18 protein-coding genes are annotated in these 23,546 nt (G+C 70.0%); 7 read left to right on the forward strand and 11 right to left on the reverse strand.

The features are described 5' to 3' along the window. Positions 1–6: 6 nt before the first annotated feature. The gene (locus ACGFIK_RS10595; RefSeq protein ID WP_393338873.1) at positions 7–1,320 is read right to left on the reverse strand and encodes a PLP-dependent aminotransferase family protein; all 1,314 of its coding nucleotides are present in this window, start codon (positions 1,318–1,320) and stop codon (positions 7–9) included. Positions 1,321–1,612: 292 nt separating this feature from the next. Here ACGFIK_RS10595 and ACGFIK_RS10600 point away from each other — a divergent pair, with 292 nt between their 5' ends. Then, positions 1,613–2,278, forward strand: a complete 666-nt coding sequence (locus ACGFIK_RS10600) for a GNAT family N-acetyltransferase (protein WP_393338875.1) — start codon at positions 1,613–1,615, stop codon at positions 2,276–2,278. Positions 2,279–2,297: 19 nt separating this feature from the next. On the opposite strand, the gene ACGFIK_RS10605 is transcribed toward ACGFIK_RS10600, so the two are convergent. The 7 genes from ACGFIK_RS10605 to murJ all read right to left on the reverse strand — a co-directional run bounded on the left by ACGFIK_RS10605 (position 2,298) and on the right by murJ (position 10,708). Continuing rightward, complete coding sequence (locus ACGFIK_RS10605; protein ID WP_327023522.1) at positions 2,298–3,464, reverse strand: N-acetylmuramoyl-L-alanine amidase; 1,167 nt, start codon at positions 3,462–3,464, stop codon at positions 2,298–2,300. Positions 3,465–3,661: 197 nt separating this feature from the next. After that, complete coding sequence (trxA, locus tag ACGFIK_RS10610; protein ID WP_327023523.1) at positions 3,662–3,985, reverse strand: thioredoxin; 324 nt, start codon at positions 3,983–3,985, stop codon at positions 3,662–3,664. 31 nt (positions 3,986–4,016) lie between these two features. Further along, positions 4,017–4,967, reverse strand: a complete 951-nt coding sequence (gene trxB, locus ACGFIK_RS10615) for a thioredoxin-disulfide reductase (RefSeq protein WP_327023524.1) — start codon at positions 4,965–4,967, stop codon at positions 4,017–4,019. 177 nt (positions 4,968–5,144) lie between these two features. Continuing rightward, a complete protein-coding gene (locus tag ACGFIK_RS10620; RefSeq protein ID WP_357531268.1) occupies positions 5,145–6,158 on the reverse strand; it encodes a hypothetical protein in 1,014 nt (337 codons plus the stop codon). Then, positions 6,155–6,892, reverse strand: a complete 738-nt coding sequence (sigM, locus tag ACGFIK_RS10625; protein ID WP_327023526.1) for an RNA polymerase sigma factor SigM — start codon at positions 6,890–6,892, stop codon at positions 6,155–6,157. The genes ACGFIK_RS10620 and sigM overlap by 4 nt, the downstream gene beginning before the upstream one ends. 40 nt (positions 6,893–6,932) lie before the next feature. Next, complete coding sequence (locus tag ACGFIK_RS10630) at positions 6,933–8,534, reverse strand: protein kinase family protein (RefSeq protein WP_393338879.1); 1,602 nt, start codon at positions 8,532–8,534, stop codon at positions 6,933–6,935. 428 nt (positions 8,535–8,962) lie between these two features. Next, entirely contained in the window at positions 8,963–10,708 is a 1,746-nt protein-coding gene (murJ, locus tag ACGFIK_RS10635; protein ID WP_327023528.1) for a murein biosynthesis integral membrane protein MurJ, read from the reverse strand. A gap of 126 nt (positions 10,709–10,834) precedes the next feature. Here murJ and ACGFIK_RS10640 point away from each other — a divergent pair, with 126 nt between their 5' ends. From ACGFIK_RS10640 to ACGFIK_RS10650, 3 genes are all read left to right on the forward strand, one after another. Then, positions 10,835–12,295, forward strand: coding sequence for a CCA tRNA nucleotidyltransferase (locus tag ACGFIK_RS10640; protein WP_393338883.1), 1,461 nt, complete (start codon positions 10,835–10,837; stop codon positions 12,293–12,295). Positions 12,296–12,491: 196 nt separating this feature from the next. Next, positions 12,492–14,591, forward strand: coding sequence for a S8 family serine peptidase (locus ACGFIK_RS10645; protein WP_327023530.1), 2,100 nt, complete (start codon positions 12,492–12,494; stop codon positions 14,589–14,591). Between the two features lie 355 nt (positions 14,592–14,946). Beyond that, entirely contained in the window at positions 14,947–15,426 is a 480-nt protein-coding gene (locus ACGFIK_RS10650; protein WP_327023531.1) for a methylated-DNA--[protein]-cysteine S-methyltransferase, read from the forward strand. 217 nt (positions 15,427–15,643) lie between these two features. On the opposite strand, the gene ACGFIK_RS10655 is transcribed toward ACGFIK_RS10650, so the two are convergent. The 3 genes from ACGFIK_RS10655 to ACGFIK_RS10665 all read right to left on the reverse strand — a co-directional run bounded on the left by ACGFIK_RS10655 (position 15,644) and on the right by ACGFIK_RS10665 (position 18,143). Next, a complete protein-coding gene (locus ACGFIK_RS10655) occupies positions 15,644–16,291 on the reverse strand; it encodes a hypothetical protein (protein WP_327023532.1) in 648 nt (215 codons plus the stop codon). Between the two features lie 110 nt (positions 16,292–16,401). After that, positions 16,402–17,481, reverse strand: a complete 1,080-nt coding sequence (locus tag ACGFIK_RS10660; RefSeq protein ID WP_327027343.1) for an inositol-3-phosphate synthase — start codon at positions 17,479–17,481, stop codon at positions 16,402–16,404. A 23-nt stretch (positions 17,482–17,504) separates the two neighbouring features. Then, positions 17,505–18,143 (reverse strand): PadR family transcriptional regulator, encoded by a 639-nt coding sequence (locus ACGFIK_RS10665; protein WP_327023533.1) that lies wholly within the window; start codon positions 18,141–18,143, stop codon positions 17,505–17,507. A 190-nt stretch (positions 18,144–18,333) separates the two neighbouring features. Between ACGFIK_RS10665 and ACGFIK_RS10670 the strand changes: the two genes are divergently transcribed. From ACGFIK_RS10670 to ACGFIK_RS10680, 3 genes are all read left to right on the forward strand, one after another. Further along, positions 18,334–18,792: a DUF5318 family protein gene (locus ACGFIK_RS10670; RefSeq protein ID WP_327023534.1), complete on the forward strand. Its 459-nt coding sequence runs from the start codon at positions 18,334–18,336 to the stop codon at positions 18,790–18,792. A 196-nt stretch (positions 18,793–18,988) separates the two neighbouring features. Then, positions 18,989–21,856 (forward strand): transglycosylase domain-containing protein, encoded by a 2,868-nt coding sequence (locus ACGFIK_RS10675; RefSeq protein WP_327023535.1) that lies wholly within the window; start codon positions 18,989–18,991, stop codon positions 21,854–21,856. A 147-nt stretch (positions 21,857–22,003) separates the two neighbouring features. Then, positions 22,004–23,530: a glycosyltransferase 87 family protein gene (locus ACGFIK_RS10680; protein WP_327023536.1), complete on the forward strand. Its 1,527-nt coding sequence runs from the start codon at positions 22,004–22,006 to the stop codon at positions 23,528–23,530. Positions 23,531–23,546: the final 16 nt, after the last annotated feature.

Raw genomic sequence — 23,546 nt, forward strand, 5'->3', positions numbered from 1 at the left:
CGGGCATCATGCCAAGTCGGGTCCCGGGGTGTCCGAGCCGGCCTGGCCACGCCGGGTGCCCGGCCCGCCAACCGTGCCGAACACCCGCCGCATGGCGATGTCCTGCTCCATCACGCCGGCCAGCCGGCGCACCCCCTCCCGGATCCGCTCCGGGGGTGGGAAGGAGAAGTTCAGCCGGATGTTGCTGGCCCCGTTGCCGTCGGCGTAGAAACCGGTGCCCGGCACGTAGGCGACCCGGGCGGCGATGGCCCGCGGCATCATCGCCTTCGAGTCCAGCCCGTCCGGCAGGGTGGCCCAGACGAAGAGGCCACCGGCCGGTTTGGTCCACCTGGTCCCGGCCGGCATCAGGTCGGCCAGGGCGGCCAGCATCGCGTCCCGCCGTTCCCGGTAGACCTCCTGGTAGACCTTGAGCTGCTCACGCCAGGGCATGGTGCTCAGGTAGGTGCTGACGGCCGCCTGCGCGTACGCGCTGGGGCAGAGGATCTGGGCCTCGCTGGCGATGACCAGCTTGTCGCGTACGGCGTGTGGGGCCAGGATCCAGCCCACCCGCAGCCCCGGGGCGAAGGTCTTGGAGAAGGTGCTGAGGTAGAAGACCCCGTGGCGGCGCCGGGCCCGCAGGGGTGCGGGGGCCGACCCCTCGAAACCCAGCTGACCGTACGGGTCGTCCTCGACCACCAGCAGACCGGCCCGTTCGCAGATGTCCAGCACCCGCTCCCGGCGCTCCTCGGTCAGCGTCACTCCGGCCGGGTTCTGGTAGGTCGGGATCGTGTAGAGGAACTTGACCCGCCGACCGGCCCGGGCCTGCTCCGCGATGGCCGTCTCCAGGGCCTCCGGGATCAGCCCGTCCTCGTCCATCGGTACGTGCACGACCTGCGCCTGGGCGGCCTGGAAGACCCCGAGAGCGCCGACGTAGGTCGGTCCCTCGGCGAGTACCACGTCACCCGGGTCGAGGAAGAGTCGGGCCACCAGGTCGAGGGCCTGCTGCCCTCCGACGGTCACCACCACGTCGTCCGGTGAAGCCCCGCAGGCCGCGTCGATGCCGGAGAGGGACATCACCTCGCAGATCCGCTCGCGCAGCTCCAGGGTGCCCTGGCCGATGCCGTACTGGAGGGTGGTGGCCCCGTGCTCGCTGCTGAGCCGGCCGAGCATCTCACCCACCGCGTCCAGCGGCAGCGCGGCGATGTACGGGGCACCACCGGCCAGGGAGACGACCTCCGGTCGGCTGGCGACCGCGAACAGGGCCCGGATCTCCGAGGCGGTCATCCCCCGCACCCGGCGGGCGTACCGGTCGGTGTAATCGTCGAGTGTCGTGCCGGTCATGACATCACCTCGATGCTGCGCAGACGGCTCCCGCCCCGGATACCCGGGACTGCGGCGACCATGGCGGCACGGCGCGCCGAGTGCCGATCCTAGCCGCCGGACAGCGCCGACGGCTCGTGTGATTCTTCGCCCGTCCACATACCGGACCGGCCTGCAACCGCCCTGAGGTGGGCGTTCAGCTGTCCTCTCCCGCGTCGCCGATCGGCGGCGTACGATCGCTCGTCGGGGCGGGGATGCGGCGGGTGGCGTCCGAGCCGGTCCCATTGCCGAGCCTAGTGTGGGGAAGCACTCAATGTCGCGACGTCTGGTCAGCCTGACCCTGGACACCCTGGAGGACCTGCCCCGTCCGTGCCGGCAATGTGTCTACTGGGAGCTGGATCCGGTTTCCGCCGACCGTGCCTGTGCGGCTGGTGACCCTGGCCTGGAGAAGGAGGCCTGGGTCTCGCAGACCCTGCTGGAGTGGGGTTCCTGCGGCAAGCTGATCTACGTCGACGGGATGCCGGCCGGGTTCGTCATGTACGCCCCACCGGCGTACGTGCCCCGTTCGATGGCGTTTCCGACCTCACCGGTCTCCGCCGACGCCGTGTTGCTGATGACCGCGAACGTGGTTCCCGCCTTCGCCGGCGGCGGGCTGGGCCGGATGCTGGTGCAGGGGGTCGCCCGTGATCTGACCAAGCGGGGGATCAAGGCGATCGAGGCCTTCGGCGATGCCAAGTTCGGTGACGCGGCCGACCCGGCGGGTGCCTGCGTCGCCCCTGCGGACTTCTTCCTCTCGGTCGGCTTCAAGACCGTCCGGCCGCACCCCCGCTATCCCCGTCTGCGTCTGGAACTGCGGACGGCGTTGAGCTGGAAGTCAGACGTGGAGTACGCGCTGGAGAAGTTGCTCGGCTCGATGAGCCCGGAGTCCCTGCTGCGCCCGGTACGCCCCACCCCGGCCACCCGCTCGACCACCGTCTGAGGGCCACGGACGGCGGCGGTCAGTCGACCACGTTTCCGGCGGCCACGGCGGCCCGCAGTTCACTGACATCGAGGGATCCGGTCGGTACGTCCCGTTCGTCCGGTAGGTACATCCGTTGCACCCCCGCCACGATCGCCTCGACCAGGGTGTCCCGGAACCGGGGTTCGATCAGCCGGGCGCGATCCGTCGGTGAGGTCAGGTAGCCGACCTCGATGCGTACCGCCGGCATCCGGGTGAGTCGCAGCAGGTCCCACGCCTTGGCGTGGGTACGGCAGTCCCGTAGCCCGGTGCGGGCCACGATCTCCCGCTGCACCAGCCCGGCCAGCCGTTCCCCGGTGGCCGAGGTGACCCCGTTGTCGGTGCCGTAGTGGTAGGTGGCGACCCCCTCGGCAGCCGGATTGGGGTGCTCGTCGGTGTGCAGGGAGACGAACACGTCCGCGCCGAGGGAGTTGGCCAGATGCGCCCGGTCGATGTCGGGCAGGCAGGTCTCCGGCGCCGGCCCTCGGGTGAGCTGCACCCGGACCCCGGAGGCGGCGAGCCGACCCTCGAGCCGGCTGGCCAGGTCGTGCATCAGGTCCGCCTCGGTCCACCGCAGGGGCCCGTCGGGTACGACCACCCCGCAGTCGGTGCCGCCGTGGCCCGGGTCGATGACCACCGTCCGGCCGACCAGGGTGGGACCGGACTGCCGGATGGCGTCGGATTCGCGCAGCCACTGGGGTCGACCGCCGACCACCTTGCGGCCGAGTCGGCGTAGCGCCCCCATGGTGTGCGGGCCGCAGGTGCCGTCCGGGGTCAACCCCACCTCCCGCTGGAACTGGGCCACCGCCCGGGAGGTACGGATGCCGTAGATGGCGTCGGCTCGGCCGGCGTCGTACCCCATCTCCAGGAGTCGTTCCTGCAGCGACCGGACATCCTCACCGGTGAGGGGCACCGGCACCGCGTGGTAGAGGGTGCGGGCCCCTAGGCGCCAGCGGGCGGCGTCCAGGGCCCGCCAGGTCTCGGCACCGACCCGACCGTCGACGCTGAGCCCTCGGGACTGCTGGAAGGCCCGTACCGCCCGCTCGGTGGCGGCGTCGAACTCGTCGTCGTACGGGCCGGTGGTCTTGGAGAGGAGGTCCAGGCCGGTGAGTACCGCACGGATCTCGATCACCGCGGGTCCCCGGTCACCGGGACGGATCGGACGCACGCACGACCCCCTCTGTACGGTCGGTGGCTGGCCAGGCCTGACGGCGGTGGCTGCACCGCGACGAGGACCAGGTGGTCACCGGCCTCCGGCGGCCTCCCGGTTCGAGGTTATGCGCTGGCGATCCGCAGGGATGCAAAACGCCTCGACCCCGTTCCGGCGGACCGGACACGGGGTCGAGACGACGGGGCTTGCGAAGCTCAGAGGGCCGACTGGATGAGCTTGACCAGCTCGCCCTTGGGCTTGGCGCCGGCGATCGACTGCACCGGCTGGCCGTTCTTGAACACGGTGAGGGTCGGCACCGACATCACCCGGTAGGCGCGGGCCGTCTCCGGGTTCTCGTCGATGTTGAGCTTGACGATGCTGACCTGGTCGCCCATCTCGCCGGCGATCTCCTCCAGCAGCGGCGACACCTTGCGGCACGGTCCGCACCATTCGGCCCAGAAGTCCACCAAGACCGGCTTGTCGGACTGGAGTACGTCGACAACGAAACTAGCGTCGGTGACCGACTTGGTTGCTCCCACTTTTGGCTCCTCCTGCTTCGGTGTGTCTCGTTCAGCCCTGGGGCAGCGTGGCGATGAAGCGTTCTGCGTCGAGTGCGGCGGCGCAACCGGTGCCGGCTGCGGTGATGGCCTGCCGGTAGGTGTGGTCGACCAGGTCACCGGCGGCGAAGACACCCGGGATGTTGGTCCGGGTGCTCGGTGCCTCGACCTTCACGTACCCCTCGTCGTCCATCTCCACCTGCCCGCGGAACAGTTCGCTGCGGGGGTCGTGGCCGATCGCCACGAAGACGCCGGTGACGTCGAGCACCTTGGTCTCGCCGGTGTGCACATTGCGGACCCGGGCTCCGGTGACCTTGCCGTCCGCGCCGAGGATCTCCTCCACCACGGTGTTCCACTCGACCTTGATCTTGTCGTTGCTCAGCGCCCGCTCGGCCATGATCTTGCTGGCCCGGAAGGAGTCCCGGCGGTGGATGATGGTCACCGACTCGGCGAAACGGGTGAGGAAGTCGGCCTCCTCCATCGCGGAGTCACCGCCGCCGACCACCACGATGTGCTGGTTACGGAAGAAGAAGCCGTCGCAGGTGGCGCAGGAGGAGACGCCGTGGCCCAGGTACTCCTGCTCACCCGGTACGCCCAGCGGACGCCAGGCGGAGCCGGTGGCGAGGATGACCGCCCGGGCCCGGTAGGCGCTCTCGCCGACCCAGACCGTGCTCACCGCGCCCGGGTGGCCGGTGTCGGTCAACTCGACCCGGGTGACGTCATCGGTGAGGAACTCCGCGCCGAACCGCTCGGCCTGCTTGCGCATGTTGTCCATCAGCTCGGGGCCGAGAATGCCGTCCGCGAAGCCGGGGAAGTTCTCCACCTCGGTGGTGGTCATCAGCGCGCCGCCGGACTGGACGCCCTCGATGATCAAAGGCTTGAGGTTGGCCCGGGCGGCGTAGACCGCCGCGGTGTAGCCGGCCGGCCCGGAGCCGATGATGATGAGGTTGCGGACCTCGTCCACTGCCGTCTCCCAATCGTGTTGACTTAGTCGGCACCGGCGGTTGTGCCGATGTCGAGCCGAGTGCCGACGCGGCGGCAACTGACTTGCAGAACGTCATCGTAGGAACCGGAGATTCCCGAGCCGGTCATCCGGTGGGTCGCGTCACGGGGGCGACCAAAGTTCTCGGCGGCCGCGGACTCACCCTACCCGCGTCCGATAGCGGCTGTCCGAGCCGGACCCGGCGATACCACACTCGGGACCGCTGACCCACGCCCAGCGGGCACCGGAGGCGTCGACGAACCGGACCACCAGCGCCGGGAGCCCTTGGAAGCGGGCGTACTCGATGTCCTCGAAGACCAACGGCCGGGCACCGTGTTCGGTGCCGATGTCCGCCAGGCAGGCGGCCAGCGCCGACTGGTCGTCGAGCCGGGCCAGGTCGGCCGGACCGGCCATCCGCTCGTCACCGGCGTCCGGCGCTGCGGTACCGGCGAAGGCGCTGATCCTCGCCTCCGGCTCCTGGGTCAGTTCCTGGGGGGTGTAGTCCCGGGCGGTGTACCGCTGCGGGGTGCCCTGGGTGACCGGGGCGCGGTGTGGTTCGGCACCGGCTGCGGCCTGCTCGGGACCCTCCTGGCCCTCGTGGACGTACGGGCTGGTGACCGGCTCGTTCAGCGCGGTGTCCGCCGTCGTGTCTCCGCCGGAGTCCGGCCGGGCCAGTTGCAGGGCCCCCAGGCCGACGACCGCCGCGGCAGCCAGGGCCACCGGCCCGGCGATCCGGGCCCAGCGGCGGCTTCGCCGACCCGGCCGGGTGGCCGTGCGGTCTCGACCAGGTCGCGGTGCACCCTCCGGACGGCGGCCACCGAGCGGCTGGGCCGGCACCAGAGGCGGCAGCCCACCTCCGGCGTGGTCCACCTCCGTGCCCGGCAGGTCCGGGGCCGGTGAATCAGGGCCGGCCGGCAGCTCAGCGGCGTCCAGCGCGGCGAGGATCCGGTCGGCGACGTCGACCGGCATGGTCAGGGTGGGTTCGCCCCAGCCCAGCAGATCGGCGCGGACTTCGGCGACGGCCGGTGCGAGCAGGGCGTACGCCTGAGCCCAGGACGGATCCTGGGCGATCAGCCGGGCCACCTCGTCCTGTTCCGGAGTGCCCTCCAGGGCACCGCCGAGGTAGTCGGCGAGCAGGTCGTGGTCGACCTCGCTGAACTCCTCGGCAGTCACGCTTCCTCCTGGTCGACATCCGGCCCCCAGGACCGTCCTGACCCCGATCGGACGCCCCGCCGGGCTCCCGGGTTCCCTCCGGTGACCGCCGGCACTTCCGGGGCCGGCTCGTCACTCCCGGTTCGCAGGTTGCCGAGGAGCACCGCCAGCCGGGCCCGACCGCGGGCGCACCGACTTTTGACCGTCCCCTCGGCCACGCCGAGGATCAGGGCCACCTCGGCCACCGGGTAGCCCTGCACGTCCACCAGGATCAGCGCGGCCCGCTGCTCGACCGGCAGGGTGGCCAGGGCCGCCCGGACGGTCAGGGCGGTGTCGTGGTCGCGTACGGGTGCGGCCGGCTCGACCCCGCCGGTGCCGTGCCCCTCACGCGGCTCCCGGGTGCCGTCGGGCAGCGGCACGGTCGGATGGGCCTGACGCCGACGGATCCGGTCCAGGCAGGCGTTCACCACGATCCGGTGCAGCCAGGTGGTGACGGCCGCGTCGGCGCGGAACCGGTCGGCCGCCCGGTGCGCCGACAGCATGGCGTCCTGGAGGGCGTCGGCGGCCTCCTCGCGGTCGCCCAGGGTACGCAGGGCGACCGCCCAGAGCCGGTCCCGGTGCCGTTGGAACAGCACACCGAAGGCATGGCGATCACCGGCCACATGGGCGCGCAGCAGGTCGAGGTCGTTGACCGTCGCGTCCACCGCCGCTGCACCCGTCCGGCCGGAACCGGCACCGCCCCTCGCCGTCGCCATCGTCAGGCCCGGTCGGGGCACCGGTCCGGTCGGACCCGGCTCATGACCCCTGGACCGTGATCTCGTTGACCCCGACCTTGTAGCCACTGCCGTTCGGGGGCAGGTCGGTGATCCAGAACAGCAGGTAGCGGTACTTCTTGTCGGCGTCGAAGCCGTTGAAGGTCATCGTCGTGCCGTCGTGCGCCTCGAAGGGCTGACCGATCGGGTTCTTCTTGTACGCCTTGAGGATCTCGTCGTCGCCCTTGTTGGTCGAGGGCTGGTCGATGGTGCCGGTGAGCAGCTCCGCGGAGGCCCCGGTGTCGGAGAGGTTCACCTGGACCGACTTGATGGTGTGCTCGCCACCCAGGTCGATCCAGACCCCCATGCCGCGCTTGTAGTTGCCGAAGTTGCTGGCCCCACGGTAGGTCTGGGTGGACCAGCCCTCGTCCTTGTCGCCGTCGAACACCTTCTCGGCGTCGCGGACCTCGGCCCGGTCCCGGCTGTCCGGATCGATGATCCGGGCCGCACTGATCTTCAAATCCCGGACCGGCGGCGGCGCCGGTTCCTCGCTCAGCGGGGCGCTGGAACTGGGGGCGGCGACCGGACTGGTCTGCGGCTCGTCCTCGTCGCCGCCGAGGGTGCTGATGCCGATGAGCAGTCCCACCAGGGCTACCGCCAACAGACCCGCGATGCCGAGGGCGACCTTTCGGCCCCCGGCGGCGGCCAGGGGCGAGGGCTCCTCGCCGGTCTCGGCGGCGAAGCGCAGCGGACCGTGGGTGTCCAGGTAGTCGTCCTCGGGCACGTCGAGCCGGGCCAGTTCGGCCGCCAGGACGTCCGAGGAGGGCGGGGCGATGTCGGCGTCGAGCAGGTCCATCGTGAGGTCGTCCAGGTAGGCCGGCACCCCGGCCCGGACCTGACGGGGAGCCGCCGCCGTACCGTTGGCGTCCCGCACCGCGTCGGGGATCCCCGCCCGGCCGTGCCCGGCGGTGGCGCCCCGCAGCGGAGCCTCGGTGTGCGGCCAGTAGCCGGTCAGGGCGAAGTAGAGGAGGCCGCCGACCGCTCGGACGTCGTTCTCCTGGCTGTCGGCGCCGTCGGTACGGGCGTCCGCCAGCACCACCCGGCCGTCATCGCTGATCATCACGGTGCCCGGGTGCACGTTGCCGTGCACCATGCCGGTGGCGTGCACGGCCGCCAGAGCGCTGGCGACGGCGTTGCCGACCGCGGTGGCCCGCGCGGCGTCCAGGGGGCCGTCGGAGACCAGCTCCCGCAGCGACTGGCCATCGACCCACTCGCGTACCACGTAGGCCCGCTCGGCCTCGTCGATCGCGTCGTAGACCCCGACGAGATTGGGGTGGATGACCCGACTGGCCGCGACCGCGGCCTGGAGCATCTCGGTGGCGGAATCGCCACCCGGGTAGCGCATCACGACCGCTACGGGACGGCGCAGCACGACATCGACCCCACGCCACACCAACCGGCCGGCGCTGTCGTTGTTGATGTGCTCGACCAGTTCGTAACGCTCGGCGAGGACCTCACCGGCCGTCGGAGCACCGAAGGTCATGACGGGCGGAGTGGTCTCGTCCGCGTCCTGACCCTCGCCGACCTGGGTCACCCGTCCTCCCTCGGTGATCTTGTCGATCGATGGACCCGCGCTGCTGGGCATGTGACTTCCCGCTCCGCATTCGTCTGGCACGGGGCGACCGGTTCCGACGCGAGCCGGTGCCTGCCGTACCCGTCGAGAGCGACCTTACCTGGGTTGGCCGTCTCCCCGACATGTCATCTTCCCGCCGTGACCAACAGGGGAGTCCCCAGTAGGGCGTACTCGTCCGGTTGCGACCGATGTCAGCCACGTTGCTGGTACATGTACCAGCCAATCTAGAGGCCGCCGACAACCAGCCGTCGCCGGGGCGGGACAGGCAGTAGGCGGTGGGTCAGGTCTCCGCGGGGTTCCCGTCGATCGGCCGACCACACTCCGACTTCCGGTTGGTTATCCACAGGCCGATCCGGTAGTTGAGCGGCGACGCGCGGAGTTATCCACAGGCCCATCCCCAGCCTGGTGATCCTCGATCACGCTCGGTGAATATCCGGCGATCAGCGTCCGAGTCGGCGCCGGACCATGGCGACCACATCGGTGATCTCGGAGATCCGCAGGACCATCGCCAGACCTAGATAGGTACCACCGATCACCGCGCCGCCCACCACCAGTTGGACGAGGGCCTCCAGGCGGGTCGGCGTGTCGCCACCGGGCAGCAGAGCTACCACCAGCAGGCCGACCAGGGCGGCACCGAGGGCGGCCACCGCCACCCTCCCCAGGGTGCGCACGATGCCGCCCAGCCCGATCCGACCCACCTTCGGCCGCAGCAGCCAGGCGGAGGCGATCGCGGCGGCCAGGTACGAGATCGTGTTGCCGATCATCATCCCGGAGGCCGCGAAGCTGGCCGAGAAGGCCGCGAACAGTCCGATCTGCACCAGCGCCCGCAGCGCCACCACCGGGATGTTGATCAGAGCCGGGGTGCGGGTGTCCGGCAGCGCGTAGAAGGCGAAGGTGAACAGCTGACTCACCGCGAAGGGCACCAGCGCCAAGGCGGCGAACAACAGCACCGGGGCGGTCGCCCGGGCGTTCTCGTCGGTGAAGGCCCCCCACCGGAACAGGGTGAAGGCGATCGGGGTGGCCAGCACGGCGTAGCAGATCGCGATCGGGGCCAGTACCGCGGAGACCGTGCGGGTGCCCCGGGACAGGTCGGCCGCCAGGTCGGCGAACCGGCCGTCTGCGGCGGCGGCGCTCATCCGGGGCATCAGGGCGGTGATGATCGAGACGGCGATGATGCCGTGCGCCATCATCAGCAACAGGAACACGTTGTTGTAGATCAGTGCCCCGGCGGCCTGCCCGCTGGTGCGGCTCAGCAGGTTGAACACCACGATCAGCCCGATCTGGCTGACCGCCACGTAACAGAACATCCAGGCGCCCAGCCGGCCCAGCTCGCCCAGCCCCAGGGCCCGGAAGTCGAACCGGAACCGCCACCGGAAGCCGACCTTGCGCAGGGCGGGCAGCAACCCGGCGGCCTGGACGGCCACCCCCAGCAGGGTGCCGCCGCCGATCAGCAGGATCCGCCCGGTGGTCATCTCGTCCGGGGCGAGGATGTCCGTGCTGAAGATCGCGATGTAGAGGCCGGCGGTGGCGATCACCACGATGTTGTTCAGGATCGGTGCCCACATCGGGGCGGCGAAGTGCCCCCGGGTGTTGAGTACCGCGCTGATCAGCGCACTCAGGCCGGTGAAGAAGATCATCGGCAGCATCAACCGGGCCAGGGAGGTGACCAGCGCCTGGTAGTCGGCCGGTGCCTCGTCGCTGGCGTACAACCAGGTGAGCACCGGTGCCATGGCGACCGCCAGCAGGGCCGCCGCGCCGAGGGCGACCACCGCCAGGGTGAGCAACCGCTGGGTGTACGCCTGGCCGCCGTCCGGGTCGAACTTGCGCCGACGCACCAGCACCGGGATCAGCACGCTGGTGAGGATGCCGCCGAGCAGGAACTCGTACACCATCCCGGGCAGGATCTGAGCGGTGGTGTACGCGTCACCGATCGCCGAACCGAGCGCGGCGGTGATCGCCAAGGTACGCAGGAAACCCGTACCCCGGCTGACCAGGCTGCCGATGGCCATGACCGCGCTGTTGGTCGCGGCGCTGCTCTCGGCCACCTGCTCCGGGGGTGGGGCGACCGACTCGGCGGCGGGCTGGTTGAGGGGATCGGCGGAGATGAACGTCGCGCCGTCACCCGGCCGGCCGCCGGGCGCACCGCCCTGCTGGGCGTTGGCGCTGCGGTAGAGCCCGCCGCTCATCTGTGCCTCCAAGGGGATAGGCCGGAGCCGGCACCGGCCCGCACGCCACAGACCTTAGTCAACCTCGGCCCGTTACCCGCGCCCGGCGGAGGAGATGCCCCTCAGGACCGATAGGCTGCTGATCCGATGTCCGACGCCGCCGCATCCCACGCCACCGACCGCCGCGAACTCAGCGCCGCTCAGCGCAACGCCGTCGCCGAACTGCTCCGGGTCTCCCCGGTCGCCGACGAGTTGGGCCGCCGGTTCGCCGCCGCCGGTCACGAACTGCATCTCGTGGGCGGCTCGGTACGCGACGCCCTGCTCGGCCGCCTCGGCGAGGATCTCGACTTCTGCACGGACGCGCACCCGGATCAGACCCTGGGCATCCTGCGCGGCTGGGCCGAGGCCATCTGGGAGACCGGCCGCGAGTTCGGCACCATCGGCTGCCAGCGCGACGGCCTGCGGCTGGAGATCACCACCTTCCGCGCCGAGTCGTACGACCAGGTGAGCCGGAACCCGGTGGTCGAGTACGGCACCAGCCTGACCGAGGACCTGCGGCGGCGGGACTTCACCATCAACGCGATGGCGGTGAGCCTGCCGGATCACCGGTTCACCGACCCGCACGGCGGCCTGGCGGACCTGGCCGCGAAGGTGGTCCGTACCCCGGGCACCCCGGCCGAGTCCTTCGGCGACGACCCGCTGCGGATGCTGCGGGCCGCCCGCTTCGCCGCCCAGCTGCGTTTCGCGGTCCACCCGGACGTGTACGCGGCGATGACCCGGATGGCGGCCGACCTGGACCGGATCACCGCCGAGCGGATCCGGGACGAGTTCACCAAGCTGCTCTGTGCCGCCGACCCGATCACCGGCCTGCGGCTGCTGGTCGACACCGGGCTGGCCGAGCGCTTCCTGCCCGAGTTGACCGGCCTCAAGCTGGAGATCGACGAGCACGCCCAGCACAAGGACGTCTACGAGCACACCCTCACGGTGGTGCGCAACGCCATCTCGTACGAGCAGGACGGGCCGGACTTCATCCTGCGGATGGCGGCCCTGATGCACGACGTCGGCAAGCCGGCCACCAAGGCGGTCGGGTCGGACGGCCGGGTCAGCTTCCATCACCACGAGGTGGTCGGGGCCCGGCTGACCAAAGCCCGGATGAAGGCCCTGCGCTACCCGAAGGACATCACCGCCAAGGTCACCGCCCTGGTCGCCCTGCACCTGCGCTTCTACGGGTACGGCCGGGGCGAGTGGACCGACTCGGCGGTCCGCCGGTACGTCACCGACGCCGGTGATCTGCTGTCCCGGCTGCACAAGCTGACCCGGTCGGACTGCACCACCCGCAACCGGCGCAAGGCGGCCCAGTTGGCGGCGGACTACGACGCCCTGGAGGAGCGGATCACCCGGATCGCCGCCGAGGAGGACCTGGCCCGGGTCCGCCCCGACCTGGACGGCAACGCGATCATGGAGTTGCTCGGCGTACCGCCGGGGCCGATCGTCGGGCGGGCCTGGAAGCACCTGAAGGACCTGCGCCTGGAACGCGGGCCCCTGGACCGCGACACGGCCGAGGCCGAACTCCTGCGCTGGGCCCGCGAGCAGGGCATCGATAGCTGAAGATCGGTCGGCCGCACCGGCTGGGCTGTCCTGGATCGACGGTCGCTACGACGAAACGCCCACGTTCCGACCAAACGGTGGAACCGGAGCTTGCGCGGTTCATCCATGATGTTGGAGCGTCCCTACTCGCGTAGTGGACATTCCATTGCCCGTTCGACCGCCGATGACGGTCGACGACAAACGGGGAGACCGCCTAGTGAAACGACGTGGCGTACTGCGCCGCTCGGCGGCTGCGGGGCTTGCCCTCGCCACCGCCTCCTCCATCCTGACCGTCGCCACCGGCGGCGTGGGGATGGCTGCTCCCGCCGACCCGGCTCGCGCCGAGGTACGCGGCAGCGAGGGCACCGGTGTCGTGCCGGGCCGCTACATCGTCGTCCTCAAGGACAGGAAGGCCGGCTACAGCGCGGCCCGCGCGCTCGCCTCGAAGCTCGCCCAGCAGCACGGCGGCAGCGTTCGGCAGGTGTACGAGAAGGCTCTCGTCGGCTACTCGGCCGCGATGAACCAGGGGCAGGCGGACAAGGTCGCCGCGGATCCCGCCGTGGCCTACGTGGAGCCGGTACGCCGACTGTCGGCGAACGGTACCCAGAGCAGCCCGCCCTGGGGCCTAGACCGGCTCGACCAGTACACGGCGAAGCTGAACAAGACCTACAAGTACCCGAACACGGGTAGCAAGGTCACGGCGTACATCCTGGACACCGGCATCAACGTCAAGCACCAGGACTTCGGCGGCCGGGCCACCATGGGGTTCGACGCGATCGACCCGCCGCCCCCACCACCGCCCACTCCGACTCCCACTCCCGACCCTGAGCCGACCGACCCGCCGGGCGGCGTGCAGGCCAACGGGAACGGCGACTGCAACGGTCACGGCACCCACGTGGCGGGCACCGTCGGTGGCACCAAGTACGGTGTCGCCAAGGGCGTCAAGCTGGTCGGCGTCCGGGTGCTCGACTGTGACGGCTACGGCACGACCGAGCAGGTCATCGCCGGTGTCGACTGGGTGACCGCGAACGCGCAGAAGCCGGCCGTGGCCAACATGAGCCTCGGCGACGTCGTCGCCATCCCCTCGCTCGACGAGGCCGTGAAGCGCTCGATCGCCTCCGGCATCACCTACTCCCTCGCCGCCGGTAACTCGATGATGGACGCCTGCAAGACGTCCCCCGCCCGGGTGCCGGACGCGATCACCGTCGGGGCGACGGACCGGGTCGACATGCGAGCCTGGTTCTCGAACTACGGCAAGTGCCTCGACGTGTTCGCGCCGGGCGTCAGCATCGTCTCGGCCCGGCACGACAGCAACACCGGCAGTGTGGGCTTCAGCGGCACCTCCATGGCCGCTCCGCACGTGGCGGGCGCCGCGGCGCTGCTGCTGCACTCCAACCCGACCTGGAAGCCGAAGCAGGTCCGCGACCGCATCGTCACCACCGGCGTCGCCGGGGCGGTCTACGACACGAAGGGCTCGATCGACCGGATGTTGACGGTCGGTTCGATCACCCCCACCCGCAGCGGCTTCGGCTTCAAGGCCAAGTCCAACGGGAAGTTCGTCACCGCTGCCAGCACCAAGAAGGCGCTGGTCAACAACGGCAAGAGCCTGGGCACCTCGCAGCAGTACGACTTCGTCAACGCCGGCAGTGGTCTGATCGCATTGCGCTCCAAGACCACCGGCCGGTACGTGGTGGCGCCGAGCAAGGGCACCAAGCCGCTGATCGCCAGCCACAAGACGATCGTCACCTCGGCGAAGTTCCAGATCATCAACCACACCGACGGTACGGTCAGCCTCAAGTCCAAGATCAACGGCAAGTACGTCACGGCGCCGAAATCCGGCACCTCGTCGTTGAAGGCGAGCAAGACCAGCATCGGTACGTCGGAGAAGTTCACCATCGACCGGCCGGCTCCGGTGATCAGCATCAAGTCGAAGGCCAGCGGCAAGTACGTCGTGGCCGGCACCAAGCCGCTGATCGCCAGCAGCAGCAAGGTCACCAAGGCGGCGAAGTTCCAGATCGTCAACGTCGGTAACGGCTTCTTCGGCCTCAAGGCCCAGGCCAACGGCAGGTACGTGACCGCCGCCAGCCGGGGCACCAAGCCGCTGATCGCCAGCGCCAAGTCGCTGGGAACCTGGGAGGTCTTCGACTTCCTCGACTACAACAGCGACGGCACGGTCTTCTTCCGGGCCAGCGACGACCAGGCGGTCTCCGCCGGATCGGCCGGCACCAAGCAGCTGATCTCGAATAAGAACATCAAGTGGTTCGAGTACGAACTGGGGCTGGGCAAGGGCGAGAAGTTCACCGTCTCGGCCGCGTAGCACCACCCGCACCACCCGGCGCCCGCCGGAGCACCCCGATCCCCGGGGCCGCTCCGGCGGGCGCCGCCCGTTGAGCCCTCCGCACGTTGGTGGGTGTTGCCGGTTGGGGCCTTTGCATCCTGCCGCACCCGCTCACTCGGGCCGCTTCAGCTGGGGGCGGCTCGCCTTGGGCGTGGGCCTGTGGCCTCCACCATCGCCCGATGAAGATCACGCTCGATCTGGGATCGAGTGGCTTACCCGGTTCGGAAGACCACTCGAACCCAGATCGAGTGCCAGTCGAGCGGGGCGGAGGTAACGCGGATGAGTGCGCGGCGGGGGCGTGGTCGCGGAGTGGGGCGTCGGGGAGAATGGCGGGATGCGTTGGACGCTGCTGGACCTGCCGATCGGGATCTTCTGCGTGGCCACCGACGGCGACAGCGTGTGCGGGGTGCACTTCGGGCCGGTCGAGTCCGCGACCGAGATGCCGGCCGACCCGATCGCGGCGCGGGCGGTGGCGGAGCTACGGGCCTACTTCGCGGGAGAGTTGACCGAGTTCAGGATTCCGGTGCGGGTGCCGCGCGGCTCCGACTTCGAGCGGGCGGTGTGGCGGGAGATGACCCGTATCCCGTACGGAGAGACGCTGACCTACGGGCAGGTGGCCCGGCTGGTGGGTGACCCCGGTGCGGCCCGGGCGGTCGGGGTGGCCTGCAACCGCAACCCCATCCCGATCATCGTGCCCTGCCATCGCATCATCGGCGCGGGCGGCAAGCTGGTCGGCTTCGGCGGCGGCCTGGACCTCAAGGTCAAGCTCCTGGAGTTGGAGGCCGGGGTCGCCCTGCAAAAAGCCTGGTCCTGACTGCGGCCTAGGGAGACCTTGCCCCGGCCGCCTGGGCTACCTTCGGGCCCCTCGACGGGCGAGTTTCTTCGCCCGCAACGCGGTGATCGACTCCGTATCGCCGTAACGGCGGGGTTCGACGCGGCGGGAAACTACCATGACGGCGACACCGTGACGGCGACACGGCGGGCGAGTGCGACGGTCGGCCAGCAGGGGCGAGGCAGCGACGGCGGGTGGGTCAGCCTGGGGCGGGGAGGCAGCCGCCGTCGGCGACGCGGGTGCCGTACTCCACCGTGACCTTCTCAGCACGGACGCTGCCGAAGACGCAGGCCCGGCCGGTCCAACCGGAGAAGAGCAGCCCGTCGCCGGGGCCGAGGTCGAGTCGGCCCGGCGGGCGGACGGTCACGTCCATCAGCCCGGTGCCGGCCACCGCCTGTCGGACCGTCTCCTCGTCGTGCGTCTCCTGATCGTCGACGGTCAGCAGGTCGAGGACGTACTGCACCTGTACCGCGCAGGTGTTGGCGCCGCCGGCCGCCGTCGGGTCCAGGGTGCCGCGCTGCCGGAAGGCCTTGTTGGCTGCCTGCTGGCGCAGGAACTCCTCCCCGCGCAGTTGCTCATCGGTCATCGGATGTCCGCTGCCGGCCGCGGTCGGGGCGGCCGGGGAGGTGACCGTCTCTTCGGGCTCGGCCTGCACCTCCGGCGGGGTGCCGGCCCCGACCGCACAGCGGGCCTCGACGACCGGGCTCGCCGGTACGGCCGGTGGCGCCGATTCGTCCGGTCCGGCCGACGGGTCGGTGCCGGGCAGGGCGCAGGCGGCGAGGGTGGACACGAGCAGGACGCCGACGACCGTCCGCCACCCCACCCTGGCGTCACGAAAGTCGTCCATGGGCGGCACGGGGCTCAGCCTAGCCCGGGTCCTGGTACGAGGATGCCCCTTCCGTACCGAACGGCGAAGGGCCGGGTCCAGACGGACCCGGCCCTCACAGTGTTGCTGTGTCAGCGCTCGATCTCGCCGGCGATGAACGCCTCGACGGCGGCGTGCGCGTCGTGGTCGGCGTACTGCACCGGGGGGGACTTCATGAAGTACGACGAGGCCGACAGGATCGGGCCGCCGATCTTCCGGTCCAGGGCGATCTTGGCGGCGCGGACGGCGTCGATGATGACACCGGCCGAGTTCGGCGAGTCCCACACCTCGAGCTTGAGCTCGGCGTTGAGGGGGGTGTCACCGAAGGAGCGGCCCTCCAGGCGGATGTAGGCCCACTTGCGGTCGTCCAGCCACGGCACGTGGTCGGACGGGCCGATGTGCACGTCGCTCTTGGCCATCTCGTGCGGCACCTGGGAGGTCACCGACTGGGTCTTCGAGATCTTCTTCGAGATCAGGCGGTTGCGCTCCAGCATGTTCATGAAGTCCATGTTGCCGCCGAAGTTGAGCTGGTACGTGCGCAGCAGCTCGACCCCGCGGTCCTCGAAGAGCTTCGCGAGGGCCCGGTGCACGATGGTCGCGCCGACCTGGCTCTTGATGTCGTCGCCGACGATCGGCAGGCCCGCGTCGGTGAACTTCTGCGCCCACGCCGGGTCGGAGGCGATGAAGACTGGCAGCGCGTTGACGAAGGCGCAGCCGGCGTCGATCGCGGCTTGGGCGTAGTACTTGGCGGCGTCCTCGGAGCCCACCGGCAGGTAGGCGACGACCACGTCGACCTGGGCGTCACGCAGCGCCTTGGCCACGTCGACCGGCTCGGCGTCCGACTCCTCGACGATCTCGCGGTAGTACTGGCCGAGACCGTCGAAGGTCGGGCCGCGCTGGACGGTGACGCCGGTCGGCGGCACGTCGCAGAGCTTGATGGTGTTGTTCTCGCTGGCGACGATCGCCTCCGCGAGATCCATGCCCACCTTCTTGGCGTCGACATCGAACGCCGCGACGAACTGCACGTCCGAGACGTGGTAGTCGCCGAAGGTGACGTGCATGAGACCCGGGACGCGGTCGTTCGGGTCGGCGTTCCGGTAGTACTCGACGCCCTGCACGAGGGACGAGGCGCAGTTACCCACACCGACGATGGCGACGCGGACGGAGCCCATCGCGTGTGCCTCCTTCTTTTCTGTCACGGCCGCTCTTTCCTGGACTCTCCAGGCGGAGGCGGGCTGTTGTCTTCTCGTCGGCCGCCGGCCGTCCCGTCGTTCGGGACCGTCGGGGCACGGCCGGAGCGCTCGTTGGCGATGAGCTCCTCCAGCCAGCGGACCTCACGCTCACAGGCCTCCAGGCCGTGGCGTTGCAGCTCCAGCGTGTATGCGTCGAGGCGCTCGGCCGCTCGGCCCAGCATGTCGCGAAGTCCTTCACGACGTTCCTCGATCGTGCGGCGGCGACCTTCCAGGATGCGCAGTCGGGTCGCCTGGTCGGTTCGGGAAAAGAACGCGAAATGCACGCCGAATCCGGTGTCGCCGTACGTTTCCGGTCCGGTCTGCGCGATGAGCTGGGCGAAGCGTTCCTTGCCCTCCGCGGTGATGGTGTAGACCACCCGACCTCGTCGGCTGGTCAGCGCGGGAACCTCCTCGGCGGTGGCGGGTGTCTCGGCGGCCTCGGTGATCCAGCCTGCCGCCTGCAGACGGCGCAGGGTGGGGTAGAGCGAGCCGTAACTGATAGCTGCCCGGATCGCCCCAAGCTTGGCGGTGAGCTCCTTGCGCAGCTCGTAGCCGTGCATGGGTGCCTCCTGGAGGAGGCCGAGGATGGCCAGCTCGAGCATCGGACCACCCTCCCCATTACCCTGTGCGTGGATCGCTAACCACACGATGTATCGGACCGATACATCGCACCGTAGCGTCTCGGTTCGACTGGGGCAAACCCCCTCCGGTAAACCCTCGTATCCGAGGTGTGCTGATCACAGATCGTGACGGTGGTCGCCTCGTCTGACGAGACCGCGTACCCTTTGCCGCATGCGTACGCAGCGGCAGGTGGTCGACTACTCGCTCCGGAGGCGAGCGCTGCTGCGTGAACTCGTCGCCGGTCGGGTCGGCACCTACGACCTGTGCGACGCCTCTCCGTACCTGAAGAACGCGGCTCGGTTCCACGGCGAGCCCACCGACCAGCGGTGTCCGATCTGCCGAAGCGAGAACCTCACCCTCGTCCACTACATTTACGGCGACGAACTCAAGCAGTCCGCCGGCCAGGCCCGGACGGTGGCCGAGTTGTCGATGTTGGCGATGACGCTGCGTGAGTTCCAGGTGTTCGTGGTGGAGGTGTGCCTCGGCTGTGACTGGAACCATCTGGTGGAGCAGTACCTGCTCGGGCGGGACGGACTGACCGACAGCGAGGCGGAGCAGGAAGCGGCCGGTGGGGTAGCCGCCGCTGCTGCTGGCGCGAATGCTCGGCGAAGGCGAGAGGCCCAACGGTGATTCGAGCGCGATCGGCCGGCCCCGGCCGTGAGATAACTGGCCGGGGTCACCGACAGCTCATAAGTGCGAATGGTCCGAATGATTCGGATCTGATACCCACTCCACGGCACCCCCGTGCCGTGCGCGCGGGTGTCGCATCTCACGGCAAACCGGTGGCGGCGCGACAGCGCCCCACTGCGACGGCAGGGTGTGAGGAATGAACTCGTACGGTGATCCCAGCTCCTCGCGTGGCCGGGCCCGGATACCGGGCCAGGACGACCCGGGGCAGGCGGACGACGCGTACCGGGGCCCGAGTGGTGACCCGCGTGGAGTCAACTGGTCGACCGGACCTGAGGGCGCGGCCCCGTCGGCTCGTGCCTCGGTCGGTGGGCGAGCCTCGGTCGGCGGCTCGGCGAGCGTACCGCCGCCGGGTCGACCCACCGGTTCGGCCTCGGTCGGTCGTGCTGGATCGGGTCGGGCCTCCGTGCCGGTCTCACCCGCTCCCGGTGGTCGGGCCTCCGTGCCGGTCTCACCGGCGCCGGGTAGGGCCGGTCGGGCCTCCGTGCCGGTCTCGCCGGCGCACGGCGGGCCGGCGGGCCGGGCCTCGGTAGGAGCCGCCGCCGTGGGCGCGGCCCCGGCCGGGCGGGCGAGTGTCGGTTCGGCCTCGGTGGGCGGTCGGGCCGCGGTGGCGCGGGCCAGCGTCGGTGGCCCCGGTGGACCGGGCGGCCCGGGTGGGCCAGGCGGTCCCGGTGGTCCGGGCGGACCCGGCGGTCCCGGACGGGGTGGGCGCGACCCGAAGGCGGGTGCCCGAGCCCGTCGGCGCAAGCGGATGAATCTGCTGATCGCCAGCTTCGCGGTCTTCATCATGCTGGCCGGCATCGGTGTCGTCGGGTTCACCTACTACTCGACGAACGTGGTGCTGCCCAAGGAGATCCCGCTGCCGCTGTCCACCACGGTCTATGCCAAGGACGGCAAGACCCTGGTGGCCAAGCTCGGCAACGAGAACCGCACCTTCGTCACCATCGAGAACATCCCCCAGCACGTACGCGACGCTGTCGCCGCCGCCGAGGACCGGAACTTCTACCGGCACTCGGGTGTGGACTACAAGGGCATCGCCCGGGCCGCCTGGAACAACCTCTCCGGCGGCGAGAAGCAGGGTGCCTCGACGATCACCCAGCAGTACGCCCGCAACGCCTACGAGAACCTCCAGGACGTCAGCTACTCCCGGAAGGTCAAGGAGGCGATCCTCGCCTCAAAGCTGAACGACCAGTTCACCAAAGACGAGATCATGGAGAACTACCTCAACGTGATCTACTTCGGTCGCGGGGCGTACGGCATCGAGGCGGCGGCGCAGACCTACTTCAACACCACCGCCAAGAAGCTGAACGTGGCGCAGGCAGCGGTGCTCGCCGCCCTGATCAAGCAGCCCGTGGCCAGCGCCGGCCACAAGGGGTTCGACCCGGAGGTCAACCCGACCGAAGCCAAGATCCGTTGGGAGTACGTGATCAACGGCATGGTCGACGAGGGCTGGCTGGGTGTGCCGGGCAAGCCCGAGCGCCCGACCGAGTACCCGAAGGTTCAGAAGGTCAAGAAGGACAACGGCTTCGGTGTGGCCTCCCCGCGCGGCAACGTCATCAACTACGTCCGCAAGGAGATGGCCGAGTGGGGCATCTGCACCGAGAGCGGTGAAGAGGGCAAGCCGACCTGCGTGAACGAGCTGCGCGAAGGCGGTTACCGGATCACCACCACCATCGACCCGAAGATGCAGAAGGCACTGGAGGAAGTCGCCCAGGTCGGCCGTAAGGGCACCTTCCTGGCCGACCAGCCGGAGAACCTCATGCCGGCGGTGGTCTCCGTCGACCCGAAGACCGGCCGGGTGCTGGCCTACTACGGCGGCAACAGCGGCGCGGACTATGACTACGCGGGCATGAACACCGACCAGAACGGCAACCTGGTCGGCGGCCACCCGCCGGGCTCGACGTTCAAGGTCTACACCCTGGCGGCGGCCGTCGACGCCGGCATCTCGGTCAAGTCGCACTGGGACGCCACGCCGTTCAAGCCGGAGGGCTACAAGGATCAGATCGGCAACGCCAACCGTGACCTGCGCGGGCAGTGTGACAAGTGGTGCTCGTTGGAGCAGTCGACGATCCAGTCGTACAACGTGCCGTTCTTCCACATCGCGGACAAGATCGGTGCGGACAAGATCGTCGACATGGCCCGACGGGCCGGCGTCCGCACGATGTGGGACGACAAGTCGAAGCCCTTCGACCTGATGAAGAACAAGCCGGAGGACCTCGCGCCGAAGCACTTCGACCGGGTGGTCGCCTACGGCCAGTACGGGATCACCGTGCTGGACCACGCCAACGGTCTAGCCACCCTCGCCAACGGCGGCAAGTACAACAAGGCGCACTTCGTGCGGACGGTGGAGAAGCTGAACAAGGCAACCGGTAAGTGGGACAAGGTGCCGGGCACCGGCGAAAAGCTCAAGCCGCAGCAGGTGATCCGTCCGGAGGTCGCCGATGAGGTGACCGCCGTGCTCAAGGAGATCCCGGGCAAGAACAACGCCAGCGTGCAGAACCGTCCCCTGGCCGGCAAGACCGGTACCTGGCAGCTCGGCGACACCGGCAAGAACCAGGACGCCTGGATGGTCGGCTACGACAAGAACGTCGCCACGGCGGTGTGGATCGGTAGCCGCGACACCAAGAAGCGGGCCATCGTCGACGGGAACGGCCGCAACATCAGCGGTGGCAGCCTGCCCGCCCAGCTGTGGAAGCGGTACATGGAGCAGGCCCTCAAGGGGTACGAACCCTCCGACCTGCCCAGCATCACCGGCATCGGAGACGAGGAGGCCGGCAACGGCATCCGGCCCGCCCCTCCGGAGAACGAGGAGCCCGACTGCGAGCCGACGGACTTCCTCTGCCGGCTGGGCGGGGGCAACAACGGCGGCGGCGACAACCGGGGCGGCGGCCGGGACAACAACGGTGGCACCCCGACCAACCCCCTGCCCGGGGGCCCTGGCGACACCCGACCGGGTGGTGGGGGTGGCGGGCTGCTGCCACCAACGAGATCGACAGATCGGGATTAGGCATCTCGACCCGTGGGCGGCCGGACACCTGTCCGGCCGCCCACGGCGGTTTCCGGCAAGGGTCATACCGGCGGCCGGACGGCGATCTGTGATGTCGGGGCGGTTTCGGCTTCTACCCGGGCAACTGATACGGCAGGATGCACGGTCATGAGCACGAAGTCGACGCCGGGCATCGATGAACCTGATGCCATCGACCACCCGTCCCGCTCCGACGGCTTCGTTCGCGGGCTGTCCGGCCTGATCGGCGGTCCGCTGGGTGACCACGCCGTCAGCCGCGACCGCCAACGCGGCGGGCGGTTCTGGAACGCGGTACGGATCGTCCTGGCGCTGACCTGCCTGACCCTCGTCCTGCACTGGGTGCAGAAGTCACCCTGCCAGGACGGTGCCTGGACGGACAACGAGCAGTACACCCGGTTCTGCTACACCGACGTGCTGGCGCTCTACTACGCCGAACGACTCAACGAAGGCGCCGTGCCCTACCGGGACCACCCCGTCGAGTACCCCGTGCTGACCGGGTACTTCATGGGTGCCCTGGGGCTGCCGGTGCACGCCGCCGGTGAAGGCAACCCGGAGATCAACCAGGGGCAGTGGTTCTACAACCTCAACGCACTCGTGCTCGGTGCCCTGGCGCTGGCCACCGTCATGGTGCTGCTGTCGCTGCGCCGCCGACGACCCTGGGACGCGGCGCTGTTCGCGCTCTCCCCCGCGCTGCTGCTCACCGCCACCGTCAACTGGGACTTCCTGGCCATCGGCCTGGCCGCCCTGGGATTGCTGGTCTGGGCGCGTACCCGCGACGGCCGCTCCGGGCTGATACTCGCGGCCCTGTCCGGAGTGCTGATAGGGCTGGGTGGTGCGGCGAAGATGTGGCCGCTGTTCATCCTGGGGCCGATTCTGGTGCTGGCCATCCGCGCCAACCGGGTGTGGGCCGCCGTGGTGCCCATCATCACTGCGGCGGTGACGGTGGTGCTGGTCAACCTCCCGGCGGCGATTCCGTACCGGGAGAACTGGAACCGGTTCTTCGAACTGAACACCGAGCGCCCGATCGACTGGGGAACCCTCTGGTACATCGCCCGCTACCTGGACGGCAAGTTCGGCGACCCGGCCGCCATCGGCCCCTTCCAGTGGCTGGACGCGAACATCCCCACCCTGAACTACCTGTCGTACGCGCTGTTCGGGCTGGCCTGTCTGGCCATCGGCGCCCTGGGCCTGCTCGCACCGCGCCGGCCCCGCCTGGCCCAACTCGCCTTCCTGGTGGTAGCCGCCTTCCTCATCTTCAGCAAGGTCTGGTCGCAGCAGTTCGTGCTCTGGCTGCTGCCGCTGCTGGTGCTGGCCCGACCCAAGTGGGGAGCCTTCATCGCCTGGCAGATCGCCGAGGTCGGCTACTTCGTCGCCTTCTACGGCCAACTGCTCGGCTCCGCGACCAGCACCCCGGTCATCCCGGAAGGGGTGTTCGTGCTGGCCGCCAGCCTGCGCCTGGGCACCGTGGTGGCCCTCTGCGTACTCGTGGTCCGGGAGATCCTGCACCCCGAGCAGGACGCCGTACGCCGCAACTACGCCGACGACCCCGACGGAGGTCTCCTCGACGGCACCCCGGACGCGCCCTGGCTCGACCGCTTTCGCCAGCGTCGAGAGGCCCCGGCGGCCGTGACGCCCACCCCGGTCCCGACGACCTGAGCGTCCGGGGCACCCC

This window comes from Micromonospora sp. NPDC048871, from assembly GCF_043198155.1.
GTDB lineage: Bacteria > Actinomycetota > Actinomycetes > Mycobacteriales > Micromonosporaceae > Micromonospora.